General features: G+C 32.4%; 14 protein-coding genes and 1 other annotated feature. Of the genes, 12 read left to right on the top strand and 2 right to left on the bottom strand.

Translation table 11 applies throughout. The features are described 5' to 3' along the window. Nucleotides 1–380 precede the first annotated feature (380 nt). A complete protein-coding gene (locus COI44_RS04660) occupies nt 381–863 on the bottom strand; it encodes a LiaF transmembrane domain-containing protein (RefSeq protein WP_098426891.1) in 483 nt (160 codons plus the stop codon). Between the two features lie 218 nt (nt 864–1081). On the opposite strand from COI44_RS04660, the gene hemA reads away from it, so the two are divergent. The 8 genes from hemA (at nt 1082) to ysxE (ending at nt 11009) form a co-directional block, all read left to right on the top strand. Next, nucleotides 1082–2434: a glutamyl-tRNA reductase gene (hemA, locus tag COI44_RS04655; RefSeq protein WP_098426890.1), complete on the top strand. Its 1353-nt coding sequence runs from the start codon at nt 1082–1084 to the stop codon at nt 2432–2434. Between the two features lie 10 nt (nt 2435–2444). After that, nucleotides 2445–3278 (top strand): cytochrome c biogenesis protein CcsA, encoded by an 834-nt coding sequence (gene ccsA, locus COI44_RS04650; protein WP_098231856.1) that lies wholly within the window; start codon nt 2445–2447, stop codon nt 3276–3278. A 12-nt stretch (nt 3279–3290) separates the two neighbouring features. Next, on the top strand, nt 3291–4223 hold the full coding sequence (gene hemC / locus COI44_RS04645; RefSeq protein WP_098426889.1) for a hydroxymethylbilane synthase: 933 nt from the start codon (nt 3291–3293) through the stop codon (nt 4221–4223). Then, complete coding sequence (locus COI44_RS04640) at nt 4216–4980, top strand: uroporphyrinogen-III synthase (protein WP_098426888.1); 765 nt, start codon at nt 4216–4218, stop codon at nt 4978–4980. Before hemC ends, COI44_RS04640 begins: the two co-directional genes overlap by 8 nt. A 31-nt stretch (nt 4981–5011) precedes the next feature. Beyond that, nucleotides 5012–5998 carry a porphobilinogen synthase gene (gene hemB, locus COI44_RS04635; protein ID WP_097978417.1) on the top strand — a complete coding sequence of 329 codons (987 nt, stop codon included), beginning with the start codon at nt 5012–5014 and terminating at the stop codon, nt 5996–5998. Nucleotides 5999–6004: 6 nt separating this feature from the next. Further along, complete coding sequence (gene hemL / locus COI44_RS04630) at nt 6005–7291, top strand: glutamate-1-semialdehyde 2,1-aminomutase (protein WP_098426887.1); 1287 nt, start codon at nt 6005–6007, stop codon at nt 7289–7291. Between the two features lie 773 nt (nt 7292–8064). Continuing rightward, the gene (gene spoVID / locus COI44_RS04620) at nt 8065–9891 is read left to right on the top strand and encodes a stage VI sporulation protein D (protein WP_098426885.1); all 1827 of its coding nucleotides are present in this window, start codon (nt 8065–8067) and stop codon (nt 9889–9891) included. Between the two features lie 86 nt (nt 9892–9977). Then, a complete protein-coding gene (gene ysxE, locus COI44_RS04615; protein ID WP_179887015.1) occupies nt 9978–11009 on the top strand; it encodes a spore coat protein YsxE in 1032 nt (343 codons plus the stop codon). A 96-nt stretch (nt 11010–11105) separates the two neighbouring features. Here ysxE and COI44_RS04610 read toward each other — a convergent pair whose 3' ends face one another. After that, nucleotides 11106–11870, bottom strand: coding sequence for a sporulation protein (locus tag COI44_RS04610; RefSeq protein ID WP_098426883.1), 765 nt, complete (start codon nt 11868–11870; stop codon nt 11106–11108). Nucleotides 11871–12097: 227 nt separating this feature from the next. Beyond that, nucleotides 12098–12333, top strand: a binding site (T-box leader). Nucleotides 12334–12389: 56 nt separating this feature from the next. Between COI44_RS04610 and COI44_RS04605 the strand changes: the two genes are divergently transcribed. The 4 genes from COI44_RS04605 (at nt 12390) to COI44_RS04590 (ending at nt 17804) form a co-directional block, all read left to right on the top strand. After that, nucleotides 12390–15032 (top strand): valine--tRNA ligase, encoded by a 2643-nt coding sequence (locus COI44_RS04605; RefSeq protein WP_098426882.1) that lies wholly within the window; start codon nt 12390–12392, stop codon nt 15030–15032. A 97-nt stretch (nt 15033–15129) separates the two neighbouring features. After that, the gene (locus COI44_RS04600; protein WP_098426881.1) at nt 15130–16431 is read left to right on the top strand and encodes a bifunctional folylpolyglutamate synthase/dihydrofolate synthase; all 1302 of its coding nucleotides are present in this window, start codon (nt 15130–15132) and stop codon (nt 16429–16431) included. 63 nt (nt 16432–16494) lie between these two features. Next, nucleotides 16495–16665 carry a diguanylate cyclase domain-containing protein gene (locus tag COI44_RS04595; RefSeq protein ID WP_098426880.1) on the top strand — a complete coding sequence of 57 codons (171 nt, stop codon included), beginning with the start codon at nt 16495–16497 and terminating at the stop codon, nt 16663–16665. Between the two features lie 167 nt (nt 16666–16832). Further along, nucleotides 16833–17804, top strand: a complete 972-nt coding sequence (locus COI44_RS04590; RefSeq protein WP_098426879.1) for a hypothetical protein — start codon at nt 16833–16835, stop codon at nt 17802–17804. Nucleotides 17805–18153: the final 349 nt, after the last annotated feature.

The raw sequence follows: 18153 nt of genomic DNA, 5'->3' as shown, positions 1-18153 counted from the left end.
TTACAAAGGGTACATTTTAAAAAGGCCACCAGCATTTTTTATTATAAAGCTTTTTTAGTTATCTTTTTTAATAAATTTTCTTCACAATAAATATATAAGCGATCAGTAGAATTCAACTTACACTCTTTTCGCTTTGGAATATTTAATTGTTCATTTATCGCTAACAAAGTAGCTCCTTTTTCAAAAAATTGTAGAAAGGCATCTTCATAAGTTTTCCATTCTTTATTAGGTTTTATTACGTGTACCAAAAGAAACAATTAGAATAGATAGAATTAGAATTGAAACATAATTAAATGATACAAATTTTTTCCATAGTGCAAGGAAGTATAACAAAGATGTTCCTCCTTTTAAAACTGCTAGTTATGTATAAAAAAGTATGTTTATTTTTTAGAAAATAGAAGATATAAACCGATAACAGCAATCAATATTGGCCAATAGTTCTGGAAATAAGAGACCTGTGATTGGAGCGAACTAAGCATTGTTGCAAGCTTTTCATTAAAAAGGAAAAATAAAGACATAATAAATAATAGTAAACCAGGTAATAGCTCACCTTTTCCTTTTCGGGATTGCAGTAACATTCCGATTGAAATGATGAGTGTAAGAACGGACCAATGGTTTGGCCAATTTTGAAAATGTTCGATGGCATAAAAATGAATTCCAAATCCAAGAACGACAATTCCCGGGAATACATAATGAGTTTCTCTTCCTTTAAAAGCTTGAACGAGAAGTGCAATACCAGTAATCATGATCGGAGTCGTCCAAAATGTGAAAATATGTAAAGCTGGGACTTGCCATTTTGAAATAAGATAATAAATGCCAAAGCCAATTAATAGGATTCCAATAAATAATCGATTTTTTTTCATAGCAGCTCCTGTTTAACATTATTTGTAATCACTTTTATTTTAAAATTATTGTATAATAAAATTTGTGTACATTTATATAGTATAAATCGGATTAAAAATTCTACAAAATATTACATTTATGATAGCATATTGATGTAGAACATAGATATGATATTTTGCTAAGCAAAGATAGATATAAAACACAAGTTTGTACAAAGTTTTTAGGGGGGCTTTAGGGTATGCACATCATTACAATAGGGATTAATTATAAAACTGCCCCAGTTGAAGTGCGAGAAAGGGTAGCGTTTGCTCCAAATGAACTACAGGACGCAATGAACTCATTAAAAAAAGAAAAAAGCATTTTGGAAAACATTATTGTTTCTACTTGTAATCGTACGGAGATTTATGCAGTTGTCGATCAAGTTCATACTGGTCAATATTATATGAAACGCTTTTTATTACAACGTTTTGACTTGAAAGACGAGGAATTATCACCATATTTAATCATTAAAACTGGAAATGATGCAATCAATCATTTATTCACTGTAGCAAGTGGTTTAGATTCAATGGTAATTGGTGAGACTCAGATTCTTGGACAAGTAAAAGATAGTTATTTACTTGCTCAAGAGAATCAGGTAATTGGTACGATTTTTAATCAATTATTTAAACAAGCAATTACATTTGCAAAAAAAGTTCACTCAGAAACTGGAATCGGTGAAAATGCTGTATCTGTAAGTTATGCTGCTGTAGAGTTATCAAAAAAGATTTTTAGCAATTTAAAAGGCTGCAATGTACTGATTGTTGGAGCAGGAAAAATGAGTAACTTAGCTTTACAAAACTTGTATTCTCAAGGTGTAGGAAAAGTTACGGTTATTAACCGAACTGTTGAAAATGCTGTTAGACTTGCAGACCAATTTAATGGAATCGGAAAAGGGTTAGAATCACTTGAAAATGCTTTAAAAGAAGCAGATATCGTTATTAGTTCAACTGGATCAAAAGAATACGTGATTACGGAAAAAATGATTCGTCGAATTGAAAAATCAAGAAAAGGTAACCCACTATTCTTAGTTGATATCGCTGTTCCAAGAGATATTGAACCATCAATTCATCATATTGATAGTGCATTCTTGTATGATATTGATGATCTTCAAGGAATTGTTGCAGAGAATTTAGCAGAACGTGAACGTGAGGCAGTAAAAATTAAGAAGGCAATATCTGAAGAAATTGATATTTTTCAATCTTGGTTATCAATGCTAGGTGTTGTTCCTGTAATCTCTGCATTACGTGAAAAGGCGTTAGATATTCAAGCAGATACAATGAGTAGTCTAGAAAGAAAACTTCCTCATTTATCTGAAAGAGATTTAAAAATTATTCAAAAGCACACAAAAAGTATCGTAAATCAACTTTTACGAGATCCAATTATGAAAGCAAAAGAAATGGGTACATCTAAACACTCAGAAGTACAAATTGCCCTTTTTAAAGAAATATTTAGTCTAGATGAAATTTTACAAGAATCTATAGATGAAAAACACATGCAAACTAATCAAGAAAAAGAGACTATTTCTTTAAAACAAAACTTAGGTTTTTTATGAGGTTTAGCTAGTGGCGCTTTTGGAAAGTAGTTTTATCTATCACTTATTAATCTTATTGTTTGCATGGAGTATCGTTTTTTCTTTTATAGATTTTATAGATACAAATAGGATGGCAAGTCGGGTAGCATTTTATTTGCTAGCAATTGTTTGGGTGTTTTCTTCTGTTTTAATGATTTACACCATTAGCCAATACAGTTTATATTCCTTTTTTACTTCCAGGGAAGGACTATATATTTATGTATGGATTATAATATCACTATCATTGTTTATTAATTGGGTAGTAAAACTAGAGTACTTAGTTTTCTTTACAAATGTTGTTTCATTTTTAGTATTTTCATTATCAATTTTAATTCCGAAGGCGGGTAAAACAGCTACATTAGTCGATCAGTTAAAATCGGAGTTATTATATATCCATATTGGACTTGCTTTCTTAGCATACGGTGCATTTACCCTGTCCTTTATTTTTTCGGTTATGTACATTTTTCAATATGTTTTATTAAAAAAGAAGAAATGGTCTACACATTTAAAGAAATTGGGGAGTTTAGGTAAGTTGGAAAAAATGTTTATTACATTTAACTTATTTGGAGTTCCACTAATGCTAACTTCCCTTATTTTAGGTGTTATTTGGGCAAGTATTAGATTACACACATTTGTTTGGTATGATATGAAAGTAATTGGCTCATTTTTCGTTTTAATCATGTATAGTACATTTATGTATTTAAAGGTAAGCAACCGTTTCTATGGCAAATCTCTTTGCATATTTAACATCTGTTGCTTCTTAGTTTTGTTCGGAAATTATGTTGTTTCAAATCTATATTCAAAGTTTCATTTATGGAGTACGTAAGGAGATGTAACAATGCGTAAAATTATAGTTGGTACAAGGAGAAGTAAACTAGCATTAACACAAACGAAATGGTTTGTAGAGAAACTAAAAGAAGTAGCACCAGATTATGAATTTGAGTTAAAGGAAATCGTTACAAAAGGTGATGTAATACTTGATGTAACCCTTTCAAAGGTTGGAGGAAAAGGTTTATTCGTTAAAGAAATTGAACATGCAATGTTAACGAGTGAAATTGATTTAGCTGTACATAGTATGAAGGATATGCCAGCTATTTTACCTGAAGGTTTAATGATTGGATGTACTCCAAAACGAGTTGATCCTAGAGATGCACTACTTTCAAATAGTGGAAAAGGTTTAATGGAACTTAAAGAAGGATCAATTGTCGGTACAAGTAGTTTAAGAAGAAGTGCTCAAATTAAAGCAGTTCGTCCTGATCTACAAATCAAATGGATTCGTGGAAATATCGATACACGTATTCAAAAGCTTAAGGATAATGAATATGATGCGATTATTCTTGCAGCAGCTGGTTTAACAAGAATGGGTTGGGCTGAAGAAAGTATAACTGAATACATTGACGAAACAATCTGTGTACCAGCAGTAGGTCAAGGTTCACTTGCTATCGAATGTCGTGAAAATGATACTGAAATCCGTGAATTACTAAATAGACTGAATGATGAATTAACATATACAACTGTAGAAGCGGAACGTGTATTTCTTCATAAAATGGAAGGTGGTTGCCAAGTTCCTATTGCTGGATTTGCAACGATCGATGACAAAGATGAAATCTCGTTAACTGCATTAGTAGCTAAACCAGATGGAACCATCATCTTAAAAGAAACTGTTAAAGGTACTGATCCAACTGAAATTGGTGAAAAAGCTGCAAATCTATTAATTGAACGTGGAGCAAAGGATATTATTGATTCTGTAAAAGAGGCAGCGGATGAATAATTCCTTAAATGGAATGAAAATATTAGTGACAAGGGCAGAGCAACAAGCTGATGAATTCAATCAATTAATTCATCAGTTTGGTGGATGTCCTATTAATCTTCCACTTCAAAAAATAGTTAAAAGTGATATTTCAATTAATGAATTGGAAAAATTAGTTCTTGATTCAGAATGGATTTTATTCACAAGTGCTAATTCAGTAAATTACTTTGTGCAAAGTATTACAAAAGATCTTAAACAAAAAATTCTTCAAAAAAAAATTGGTGCTGTCGGGGAAAAAACAAAGAACCGATTAATTGAAGAAGGATTTGAAGTAGCTTTCCTTCCAAGTCAATTTACTGGTAAAACATTTGCTTCTGAGTTAAGTTACATAGTAGAAAAAGGAACAAAATTTTTATTTTTACGTGGCTCTTTAGCGAGTGATAACGTACCAAAAATACTAGGAGAAAATGGTCATATAGTTAACTTATTAACTGTTTATGAGACCATTGCAAATCTAGGTATTAAAGATGAACTGTTAAATTTATTAATAAATAATAAGCTAGATGTGATTTCATTTTTGAATCCATTTAGTGTAGAACAGTTTTGTTATTTGATTGGAAATGCAATTAGTTTGGAAGATTTAAAAAACATTCAAATTGCTTGTATTGGTGAAGTTACCGCACAAAAAGCTAGAGAAAAAGGTTTGAATAATATTATTGTTCCTAGTAAATTTACAACAGAGGCTTTAATTAAAAAAATAGTAGATGATATGGATTAATCAGATCGTCTTTAAAAAGAAGGAGAAAAAAATGACTTATTCTATTCCGTTTGATCGTCACCGTCGTTTAAGAAGTACACAAGCATTACGCTCTATGGTTAGAGAGACTCATTTACATAAAGAAGATTTTATTTATCCTCTTTTTGTTGTTGAAGGACAAGGAGTAAAAAATCCTATTAGTTCAATGCCAGGTGTATTTCAATTTTCGTTAGATGAATTAAAAAAAGAAATGGATGAAATTGTATCATTAGGTATAAAATCTGTCATATTCTTTGGTATTCCTGATGTAAAAGACGCAGTTGGTTCTGAAGCGTACTGTGCAACTGGAATCGTTCAACGTGCGATTTCACAAACGAAAGAACAATATCCTGAAATGATTGTTATTGCAGATACATGTTTATGTGAGTATACGGATCATGGACATTGTGGAGTTTTAGAAGATGGGTATGTTAATAACGATGAATCGTTAATACTATTAGCAAAAACAGCAGTAAGCCAAGCACAGGCTGGCGCAGATATTATTGCTCCTTCAAATATGATGGATGGATTCGTAGCAACAATTCGTCATGCTTTAGATGAAGCTGGATTTGATAATATTCCAATTATGTCATATGCAGTAAAATATGCTTCAGCATTTTATGGACCATTCCGTGAGGCAGCTCAAAGTGCTCCAGGACAAGGTGATCGTAAGGCATATCAAATGGACCCTGCAAATCGTTTAGAAGCATTCCGTGAAGCAGAATCAGATACAGTAGAAGGTGCAGATTTCTTAATCATTAAACCAGCTCTTTCATATTTAGATATCATTCGTGATATCAGAAATAACTATCACCAACCAATTGTTGCTTATAATGTTAGTGGAGAATATGCAATGGTTAAAGCTGCTGCATTGAATGGTTGGATTGAAGAAGAAAAGGTTGTAATGGAAAAATTAATTAGTATGAAACGTGCTGGTGCAGATATGATTATGACTTATCATGCTAAAGATGCTTGCAGATGGTTATCAGAAGGGAAGTAATAATAAATGAGATCATATAACAAGTCAATTGAAGCTTTTGAAGAGGCAAAACAAGTACTTCCTGGTGGAGTAAATAGTCCGGTACGTGCATTTAAAAGTGTTAATATGTCACCAATTTTTATGAGTCATGGAAAAGGTTCTAAAATATATGATATTGACGGAAATGAGTATATTGATTATGTACTATCATGGGGGCCTCTAATTTTAGGTCACTCAAATGAGCGTGTAGTTGAAGGCTTAAAGCGAACAGCAGAAACTGGAACTAGCTTTGGGGCACCAACATTAAAAGAAACAGAATTAGCTAAACTTGTTATCGAAAGAGTGCCTTCGATTGAAGTTGTTCGAATGGTTAACTCAGGAACAGAAGCGACAATGAGTGCTTTACGTCTTGCTCGCGGATTTACTGGTCGAAACAAAATCTTAAAATTTGAAGGATGCTACCACGGACATGGTGATTCTTTATTAATTAAAGCAGGTTCTGGTGTAGCTACACTTGGATTACCAGATAGCCCTGGTGTACCTGAAGGTGTTGCATCAAATACAATCACTGTTCCTTATAATGATTTAGAAAGTATAAGATATGCTTTTGAACAATATGGAGATGACCTAGCAGCGGTTATTGTTGAGCCGGTTGCAGGTAATATGGGTGTTGTTCCACCAGTTGAAGGTTTCTTAGAAGGCTTAAGAGAAATTACGACTCAATATGGTACATTATTGATTTTTGATGAAGTTATGACTGGCTTCCGTGTAGGATATAATTGTGCTCAAGGTCATTTTGGTGTAACACCTGATATCACTTGCTTAGGAAAAGTTATCGGTGGAGGTTTACCAGTAGGTGCATATGGTGGTAAAGCTGAAATCATGAATCAAATTGCTCCAAGTGGCCCAATTTATCAAGCTGGAACTCTTTCAGGAAATCCTTTAGCGATGACGGCTGGTTACGAAACATTAAGTCAGCTATCTAAAGAAGATTATGTAGAATTTAACCGTAAAGCTGATTTACTAGAAGCTGGTTATAAAGCTGCAGCTGAAAAATACAATATTCCACATTGTATAAATCGTGCAGGTTCAATGGTTGGATTCTTCTTCACAAACGAAAAAGTTGAAAATTACGAAGCAGCAAAAACTTCTAATCTAGAAATGTTTGCGAAATACTATCAATTAATGGCTGATCAAGGTGTCTTCTTACCACCATCACAATTTGAGGGTCTATTCCTATCAACTTCACATACAGACGAAGATATTCAAAAAACGATTGCAGCTGCTGAATACGCATTTTCGCAATTAGCTTAATTTAAGGTGGTGTCCTATTTTTAGGGCACCATTTTTTGTTTAGAAAAAGAGTTGGTAAAGCTTCAGTAGATCAATTGCAGAGAAAAATAGAGAAGTTCAAGCTACAAATATAGTTAGAGGAGAATTGCAAATAAGATGCCAATCTATGTAAAAATAGATAAGGAGAAGTTGCAAATAAGATGACCAATCTATGCAAAAAGTAGAGGAGAGACTACAAAAAAAGTAAACTGCAAATAAAATCAGGAAATCGCAATTAATAATGGCATAATCGCAAATAAAAACCGAGAATCGCAAATATTATTAGCAAAGCTGCAATTAAAATCCCAAGAATCGCAATTAACATGTAAAATTACCCATACCAGTTAAGGTATAGTGACCAAAAAAACTATAAAAAAGTAGATATTTTCAAATAGAAACCTATAGATATTGTTAAATATTGTTCTAAACAATTCAATATCGAAGAAAAAACTAATATATATGATCGAGCGAATGAAAAACACCCTCTAGTTCCCCAACTACTAATTAGTAAATAATTTCAACGACATAGTTGCCCATTTTTTTCTTCAGTTTTTCTGATACTATTCGTCCAATCCTTCCTAAATACCACTTTTGGTTTTTTTTTTTCTATTCCTTTATCACTGTTTTTCTTTAATCCTGCGATTATTAAACCTTTCTTAATATAAAATAACAATCTTTTCTTCATAAATTTTTCGTTTCTTTCATAAAAATGTAATGTCATAGACCAAATTGGACGATGAGAGGAGGACATTAAGGTGTCTTCAGAAAATCAAACAAATATTCGCTTTTCATTGAAAGAAACTGTCTGGTTCCAAAAAGGACAGGAAGTTAAAGAGGTAAGGTCACTCTCGTTAAATCCAGACATTACTATACAGCAATTTGAAGAATATGTTCAAGTGAAGGGTGTCTTAACCTTAGAAGGTAATTACACACCTGATTTATCGAATCAAGGTGATTATTACTCATTAAGAGAATTAGCACCTTCAAGAATGATTGAAAATGTAATCGTTCTTGAAGATGGAAGTTGTGAAATGAATCATCAGTTCCCTGTAGATATTTCAATACCATTAACTAGGATTACTGATCTTGAAAATCTTTGTGTTTCCGTAGAGACATTTGATTATCAATTAGCTGAAAAAGGTAGTATTCAAATTGCTGCTGATTTATGTATTTCTGGTCTACATGACCATAATAGAGCAGTAGAAACTTATCAAGAACAAAGAGGGTATGAACAATATAATAGTTACCCATTCGAAAATGAATATCGCTCAAATAATGAAGGAAATGCAGGATATGAGTATCAAGAAGAAAGAGAACAAGAAGAACAATTCCAGTTCTTTCATCAACCAACTTCGGAACAGGAAACAAGTGAACAAGATAATCTTTACGGCAGTGATTGGATTCAATCCCTTGAAGAGAATGATGAGCAAGAAGAACAAGACACTTATCCTGGGCAACCTACTTACTTAGAGGTTTTTCAGCCTGAAGAAGTAGTGGAAGATCGAGTCGAAGCAGTTGAAAATGAAAATGAAGTGGAGCAATATTATGAGTTAGAAGAAAGCAACGAACAAAGTTACGAAGAGGAACAACAAGGAGAAGAACATTTTAATGTTGAAATTATGGCCCAGTCAGAGCAGTTAGAAGAACAATCAGAGGCTCAAGAGGAAGAAGAATATGAAGAAGTATTTAGGGGCTTTAATATATCAGCTGAAGCAATGGAGCCGCAAGCAATGGAACCGCAAGCAATGGAACCGCAAGCAATGGAACCGCAAGCAATGGAACCACAAGCAGTGGATACAACCCCGAGCTTCTTAATGAATAATAATGATGTAGAAGCTAGTCAAAATGAAAATGATGCACAGGTATCTAACAATGAAAATAATACGTATAATGAGCGACCTAGTTTCTTGAATAATGATTTTAATGTACACAATTATTTAAACAATTCATTAAATAGTAGACCTAGCTTCTTAGATAATGATTTTAGCACTTTGCAAAATGCTAATAATGAAAACAATGCACAAAAAGAAATAGAAAAATATGAAGAACTATATAATCGAACTTTAGAGCAAAACTATCAACCATATGTTAACCAACAATATCAGCAAGCACCATTTGCATATAATCAAAATCAGCAGCAGCAGCAGCAATTCTATCAAAATCCATTCCCTCAAGTAAATCAAGAAAATAATTTCGAGAATCCAAATGATGTACGTCAAACACCACCTTATTATGCGGATTATTATCAAGCTCAAGTGGAGCAGCAAGAAGCACCACCTGAATTACCAAAAGTAGAAGTAAAAGCTGAGCCAGTTGTAAACAAGGAAGTTAAAGAAGAAGTAAGCGAAGCAAGAAGCGTTAAAAGTGACAATCTACTTTCAAGTTTGTTTACTGGCGAAGGAAGAGAAGATTCTTATACTAAGTTAAAATTATATTTAGCTCAAAATGGAGATACAATTGAATCTGTAGCTAAAAAATATAACCTACAAACTCAGCAGTTGAATCGTGTTAATAACTTGAATGATGAATTTTTATCGGAAGGGCAAATCATTTATATACCAGTAACTGCTATAAAACAATAACAATATGGTGAGAGCTTTGTATTAGTTAAGACACTTGTCTACTAATACAAGGCTTTTACGCATTTAGAAAGTGAGAGTGACGCATCTTGTATAGAAAACCTAAAGATGAAATAAGCGTCATTTTAGCACAGTATCATATTGTCCCAAATTATTTTGAAACTGTTGGTAAAGTAGTTAAGATCTATACGAATCAAGGTGTATTCGCACTAAAAGAGGCAAATGTGAATCGAGTATATAGAAATAATTTGATTGATAATGTTCGTTCTTTACAAGATAAAGGCTTTCGTAATGTTGTACCAATTTATCATACCCAGAGCGGAGATTATATTGTTGAATTTAATACGAAGCATTACTATTTAATGCCGTGGATTGAAAGTGTTGATGAAAAGTCAGATGAGAATTTACATTTTCAACGAATGTTTACTTCACTAGGTAAGATGCACAGCAGTACACAAAAAGAAAAAAAGGTAGATAAAGATCAATTACAAATCCATTATGATACGTTAACAAAAAGATGGAGTAAAGATAAAGAAGTATTGGAAAATTTCATTGAGGCTGCGGAAGATAATTGGTATATGTCACCTTATGAACTAAGCTATTGTACGTATTTTCATAAAATATTAAGTGCACATCAATTTGCTAAGGGACAGTTAGATGAATGGTTTAAAAAAATGAAGGAAACTGAAAATACTAGAGTTGTCATGAACCATGGAAATTTATCTATTTCTCACTTTCTTGTAAATAAAAGAGGTGAAGGTGTCTTTATCAATCTAGAAAATGCACAAGAAACTACACCAATTCAAGATTTAACGAACTATTATAAGAATTCTTTTAAAACATATCCTATTCAGCAATCTGATCGTAATAATTGGCTTAAAATGTATGAAAAGAATTTTTCATTAAGAGAAGAGGAAAGAATGTTATTTTTAAGCTATATGGCATACCCAACGCAATTTTCTTCCAAAATTTCTAAATATTTAAAGCGATCCGGGGTTAATAATGAAAAAGACAATGTAAGAGATTTATTAAATGCATACTGGCATATGATTAATATTGAATATTTTGTCTCTAAAATACAAGAGGATATTGAAGCGGAGAAATCTATAGATGGTTTATAAGTTCAAACTGCATAATTAAGAGTGAAAAAAACATCTATCCGAAAAATGTATCACTGCATTAATGATAGCAACATGGATAGATGTTTTTTATGTTTATTATTTTACATGACGTTTAATTGCATTTACTACACTTTTACGTACAAAATCCTTGTCCGTAATATGATCCTTTGAAAAAGAGATTCGAACATTATTTTCATCAGTTCCAAATAACTTAGAAAACTTACTAGTTGTTTCTTTTTGTTTTTGATTAAGTTGAAGGATTAAGTCGACTGTTTTGTCAAAGCTTAAATAGTTAACTTCAATCTCCTCTAATTTTCCACGAAATTCGCCATTCATCGGGTAAAATTCAAATTCTTGAATAATTTTTCCATATTTCTTTTTGTTTTCACTATCTCTTAATACAAATCCTTCTTCTTGAAGTGCCTGGATTACCGTTTTTAAGCCAACTGAAGGAACTACTTGAACTCCATCAGCATCATATTGGTCAACAGCTTTTTCTATTTCTAAATGAGTTTTAATCCATATATGGGATTTGTGAAGTGATACTGGTGTATTTTCAGATAAGGTGAAAAAGAAAGGAATAATAACTTCTTCATTTGCATTTATTATACGATCAACTGATACGATAAATTTTTGTAAAGTACCATTCTTATTAATGATCTTATCATTTGATTCAACTTGATATTCGGTCATTACATGTAAAAAGACGGAATCTAGTTCTTGTTTAACTCGACCACCTTTTATATATAATTCACCTTTTACTCGTTCACCAGCTTGATATTCTGTTTTTTCAAGCTTTGTATCGATTCTCGTTCCACCTATTCCGAGAACACGAGCTAATGTATTTTTAAATAAACCCATGAATATCCCCCTAAAAATTATATCTACATACTATATAATTATCGCATAATTAAATAAGTACTAGTATATCAGAATGTTAAATAATCATTACAATTATTTTTCGTATTTTTTTTATGTATTAAAAAATGTGGTACTATATTGACACTTATTGAATAATCTAGAAAGAAATTAGAAATAATGTTGACTAAGCTTAAGTAAATTTTGTAGACTATTACATATATTCATAATGAAATGCAATGATAGGGAAGAGTACAACGAACTAGTTCTTCAGAGAGGAAACCATTTGGTGGGAGGTTTCTAGAAAATAGAGTTGGAATGTCGCCCTTGAGCAGTGACTTCGAAAGCTTTTGGTGATTAGAAGTTACCGGATGATCCGTTATCTTTTTTAAGTGTGTCAGTTAAACACAAGTTTTTTCTGACAAAAAAAGGTGGTACCGCGAATTCAACTCCATTCGTCCTTTTCAAGGATGAGTGGAGTTTTTTTATTTTTCAATAATTATTTAGAGGAGATGAATCCGAATGGAAACTACAAAAAAATCATTACCAACAAAATATGATCCGAATTTAGTTGAAAAAGATCGTTACCAATTTTGGTTAGATGGGAAATTCTTTGAAGCACAAGTGGAATCAGAAAAGCCGAAATATACAATCGTAATTCCTCCACCAAACGTAACTGGAAAATTACACTTAGGTCATGCTTGGGATACAACTTTACAAGATATCTTAACTCGTACTAAAAGAATGCAAGGTTATGATGTACTTTATTTACCTGGTATGGACCATGCTGGTATTGCTACACAGGCAAAGGTTGAAGCGAAATTACGAGAAGAAGGCTTATCAAGATATGATTTAGGACGTGAGAAATTCCTAGAAAAAGCTTGGGAGTGGAAAGAAGAATATGCTTCTCACATTCGTTCTCAATGGGAAAAAATCGGTTTAGGTTTAGATTACACTCGTGAACGATTCACATTAGATGAGGGTCTATCTGATGCAGTAAAAGAAGTATTCGTTAAGCTATACAACAAAGGATTAATCTATCGTGGTGAATATATCATCAACTGGGATCCAGCAACAAAAACAGCTTTATCAGATATCGAAGTTATTTATAAGGATGTTCAAGGTGCATTCTACCATATGCAATATCCTTTAACAGACGGAACTGGAAACATTCAAATTGCAACTACTCGTCCTGAAACAATGCTTGGGGATACTGCAATTGCAGTTCACCCAGAAGACGAAAGATATAAATCAATGGTTGGTAAAACAGTTACACTTCCTATCGTTAATCGTGAAATTCCAATTATTGCTGACGATTATGTTGATATGGAATTTGGTACTGGAGTTGTAAAAATTACTCCTGCCCATGATCCTAATGATTTTGAAGTTGGAAACCGTCATGACTTACCTCGCATTCTTGTAATGAATGAAGATGGTACGATGAATGAAAAAGCAGGAAAATACAATGGTATGGATCGCTTTGAATGCCGTAAACAAATCGTTAAAGATTTACAAGAAATGGGTGTTCTTGTTGAAATCGAAGAACATATGCATTCTGTAGGTCATAGTGAACGTAGCGGAGCGGTTGTTGAGCCATATTTATCAACTCAATGGTTTGTTAAAATGCAACCACTAGCTGATGCTGCAGTAGCATTACAAAATTCTGATGATAGCGTAAAATTTGTACCGGATCGTTTTGAAAAAACGTATCTACGTTGGATGGAAAATATCCGTGATTGGTGTATTTCACGCCAATTATGGTGGGGACATCGTATTCCAGCTTGGTATCATAAAGAAACTGGTGAGATTTATGTAAATCAAGAGCCACCAGCTGATATTGAAAATTGGAATCAAGATAACGACGTTTTAGATACTTGGTTCAGTTCAGCATTATGGCCATTCTCAACTTTAGGTTGGCCAAATGAAGAAAGTAAGGATTTCCAAGCTTACTTTCCAACAAATGTATTAGTAACGGGTTATGATATTATTTTCTTCTGGGTATCACGAATGATTTTCCAAGGAATCGAATTTACTGGTAAACGTCCATTTAACGATGTTTTAATTCATGGCTTAGTACGTGACGAGCAAGGACGTAAAATGAGTAAGTCACTTGGTAACGGTGTTGACCCAATGGATGTTATTGAGAAATATGGAGCAGATTCATTACGTTACTTCTTAACAACAGGAAGTTCACCAGGCCAAGATTTACGTTTCAGTATCGAGAAAGTTGAAGCTACTTGGAACTTTGTAAACAAAATTTGGAATGCTTCACGTTTTGCTTTAATGAATATGGAAGGCTTCACATATGAAAATATCGATTTAACGAAAGAAAAATCTGTTGCTGATGAATGGATTTTAACTCGTTTAAATGAAACAATTGAAAGTGTAACAGCTTTAATCGATCGTTATGAATTTGGTGAAGTTGGCCGTGTACTTTATAACTTCATTTGGGACGATGTTTGTGACTGGTATATTGAAATGGCAAAGATTCCTTTATACGGTGACAATGAAGATGCAAAAAATATGACTCGTTCAGTTCTTGCACACGTATTAGAAAGTACAATGAAGCTTTTACATCCATTTATGCCTTTCGTTACTGAAGAAATTTGGCAATCTCTACCACACCAAGGTGAGTCTATTACAGTTTCTGTTTGGCCAACAGTTAGAGAAGAATTAACAAATAAAGAAGCTTCTGAAACGATGAAAATATTAGTTGAGTTAATTCGTTCAGTTCGTAATATTCGTGCAGAAGTAAACACACCAATGAGCAAAAAAGTTCAACTAATGATCTCTGCAAAAGATGAAACGATTGCAGCTGCATTAGAAGAAAATCGTTCATATATTGAGCGCTTCTGTAATCCAGAAGAATTAACAATTTCTACTAACTTAACCGCACCAGAAAAATCGATGTCAGCAGTAATTAGTGGGGCTGAGCTTTATCTTCCTCTAGAAGGTTTAATTAATCTTGAAGAAGAGAAAAAGCGTTTAGAGAAAGAATTAGAAAAATGGACTAGTGAAGTTGAACGAGTTCAAAAGAAATTAAGCAACCAAGGATTTGTAGCGAAAGCTCCTGCAGCAGTTATTGAAGAAGAGCGTCGTAAAGAAAAAGATTATCTTGAAAAACAAGAATCTGTAAGAGCTCGAATTGCAGAACTAAGTAAATAAGTAGTTTAAGTAAGCGATCTGTAATAAAAATTAATAAAATAAAAACGACGAATTGAGTTACTGATTCGTCGTTTTTTACTATAAAGGTAGGGTTAAGATGGTTAATACATATGAGGAAGCACTGAAATGGATGTATAACAGAACAAAATTTGGCATTGTACCTGGCCTACAAAGAATGGAAGAAATGCTAGTTAGACTAGGTAATCCTCAGCTAAGTGTCAAAGCAATTCATGTCGCAGGAACGAATGGAAAAGGCTCTACAATTACTTTTCTTCAAAGTATTTTATTAGATGCCGGGTATACTGTAGGAACTTTTACATCACCATATATATTAGATTATCGTGAACAAATCATGTTCTGCGGTGAAATGATCAGTGAACAAGAATTTATTCAACTAGTAAACTGTATGATTCCAGTTGTTGAAGAAGTTGAACAGTTACCTTGTGGTGCTCCAACTGAATTTGAAATCATTACAGCAATGGCTTTTTACTTTTTCGATAAAATAAAAGAACATGACATATTTTTGGTAGAAGCTGGTTTAGGTGGGTTAGAGGATTGCACAAATGTAATGACACCTCTAATTAGTATTATTACGAGTATTGGTCATGATCATCAACAAATTCTTGGTGAAACAATAGAAGAAATCACTATGCATAAGGCAGGAATTATTAAAAAGGGAATTCCAATTGTTACAGCAGAATTGAAAGAAAAAGCTTTAACAATTATTCAAAATGCTGCAATCAAAAATGAAGCTGATTATTTTGAATATGATAAGCATTTTTTTGCTTTTCCTTTGAAAGATTCACTTTATGAGAAATTTAATTACAAAGGCAATGACAGGGTAATTGAAAATATTGAGTTATCAATGCTTGGGCATCATCAAATTAGGAATGCTTCTTGCGCAATCTGTGTTGTTCATTTATTACAAAATAAATATGGAATGAATATTAGTGAAGATAATATCAAAAGAGGATTAAAAATAGCTCAAAAAGCAGGTAGATTAGAACTAATAGCTTCTAATCCTGTTATTTATATTGATGGCGCACATAATGTTGAAGGAATTAAAAGTTTAGTGGAGACGATGAATAACCGTTTTCTTGATAAGGAAATAAAGATTCTGTTCTCTGCCTTGAAAGATAAAAATGTTGGAGAGATGTTAAAAGAATTACGAGAAATAACAAATAATATTATAATGACAACTTTTGATTTTCCTAGAGCGATGAATAAAGACGAATTAATTTCGAATGCTAATACACTTAATATAAAATATGAAAGTGATTTATCTATTGCAATAGATAAGAATATAAAGGATATACAGGAAAACGAGATATTGTTAATAACCGGATCTTTATATTTTATTTCAGTAGTGAGAAGATATTTGCTAAAAAAATTCGCTTAGAATTGTAAAGGAGGGCCCATTAGAAAATCGCTCGAAACTATACCATTTTACATTACAAATCATATGACTAACAAAGATCAACAGATTGAATTAACAGTAACAGCAAGTATAGGTGCAGCAGTTGCACCATTTGTGGCAAGAGATCCGTCTGACTTAATTCGATGTGCAGACAGAGCTATGTATTCAAAAGCAAAAAATGCTGGAAGAAATAAAGTGGCAATGTATAGCAAATAACCACCGGGAATCCTACGGTGGTTATTTATGTAGATAAAAAATGGGCAAGTTTTTGTAATTTTTTGTTGCACGATATCTGTTTGTCCTCGACAAATGTCGGCGTGTTTTTCTGGAATTATATGTTAGTATTTTTTTACGTTTTAAAATAAAGTAGTAGGAGGATTCATATGGACAAGTCCTCAAAGATATCAATTAAAATTAATGGCGAGGAAAAAGCGTTTGAAGAAGGTGCTGTGACTTCCCAAGATCAGAAAGAGGAAAATAACGGGGAATTTGGATGGGTTTTACCTACTCCTGATGGGCTAGGGAAAAAAGTAATCGTGTTAGATGATGTTAAAAAGAAGAAAAAGATTAATCCAGAGCAGAAGGTGAAGGAGAAAAAGAAGATTACTTTTTTCACAAAGAAATCACCTTCGAAAAGTATTATTATTTCTATTATTGGTGCAAGTTTAATAGGACTATGTTTTGGGTTTGTATTTTTAGGGATATTTAAACAATCAAAGCCAGATGCACTTAACCCAACTAAAAATAGTGTATCGGTTTCTGGTACAGCAACGAATCAAGTACAAATGAAGATTCCAGCAGTGAAGTTTGATCTCGCACAAGTTGGAATGTATAAAAGTATGGAATCAGCGAAGAAAAATGAAAAAGAAGTATCTTCAAATGGCTTAACCCCTGTCATTTATGAAAAAAATAATAATTTTTTCGTCGTTATTGCTTTGAGCGGGAAAGATAGCACGTTTCTAGCAGATGAAGTTAAGAAAAAATTAAAAAGTACTTATTTAAAAGAAGAAACAATTGGTGGTCAAGTATACAAAGGTCCAAAACAATCAGTAGACATGTATAAAGCTGAAGTGGAAACATTTAATTTTATGTTATCGTATTTAACAGATCAAAACTTTAATAATGAAAAACAGCTTGAACAAATTAGCTCAACAATGTTAATTTTGAGTAAGCAAAAAGATTATATTAAAAATAAGCAATTACTAAATGGACTTAAGCATTTACAAAACATCGAAAAAGTTATGTCCTCAAGTAATAAGCAAAATCATCTAAATAAAGTAACCCAATCAGTCCAATATGACATGTTATCCTTATTTAAAATATTAAAAGAACAAAAAAATACACTAACAAATTAAACTTTGTTAGTGTATTTTTAGTTTGTTGAAATATAAAACGGTGAAAACGTACTTTAAGTGAACATTTATTAATTAATAAAGTATCATTTTTTGATTTTAAATGTTAATATGTTTGATCAACTTATTTCAACAACACTAGTAATTTTTTTTCAGAAGTTAAAAATATTATGAGATAATAAACAAATTTAAATGATTAATTTATCAATTAATGTTCGTTATTAATTGATCTACAAACTGTTTAATAAACAACTGTTAGATTACTCTAAGTAAAGGCTATTTGATTAGGTTCTTATTGCGAACTTTTTTTTGAAGAAAAAGTTGATTGGAATGGAGGGGTGCTCGACTCCTA

Origin of the sequence: Bacillus sp. AFS088145 (genome assembly GCF_002564465.1) — a bacterium.
Classification (GTDB): Bacteria; Bacillota; Bacilli; order Bacillales; family Bacillaceae_G; genus Gottfriedia.
This window is presented reverse-complemented; position numbering and strand designations above follow the sequence as displayed.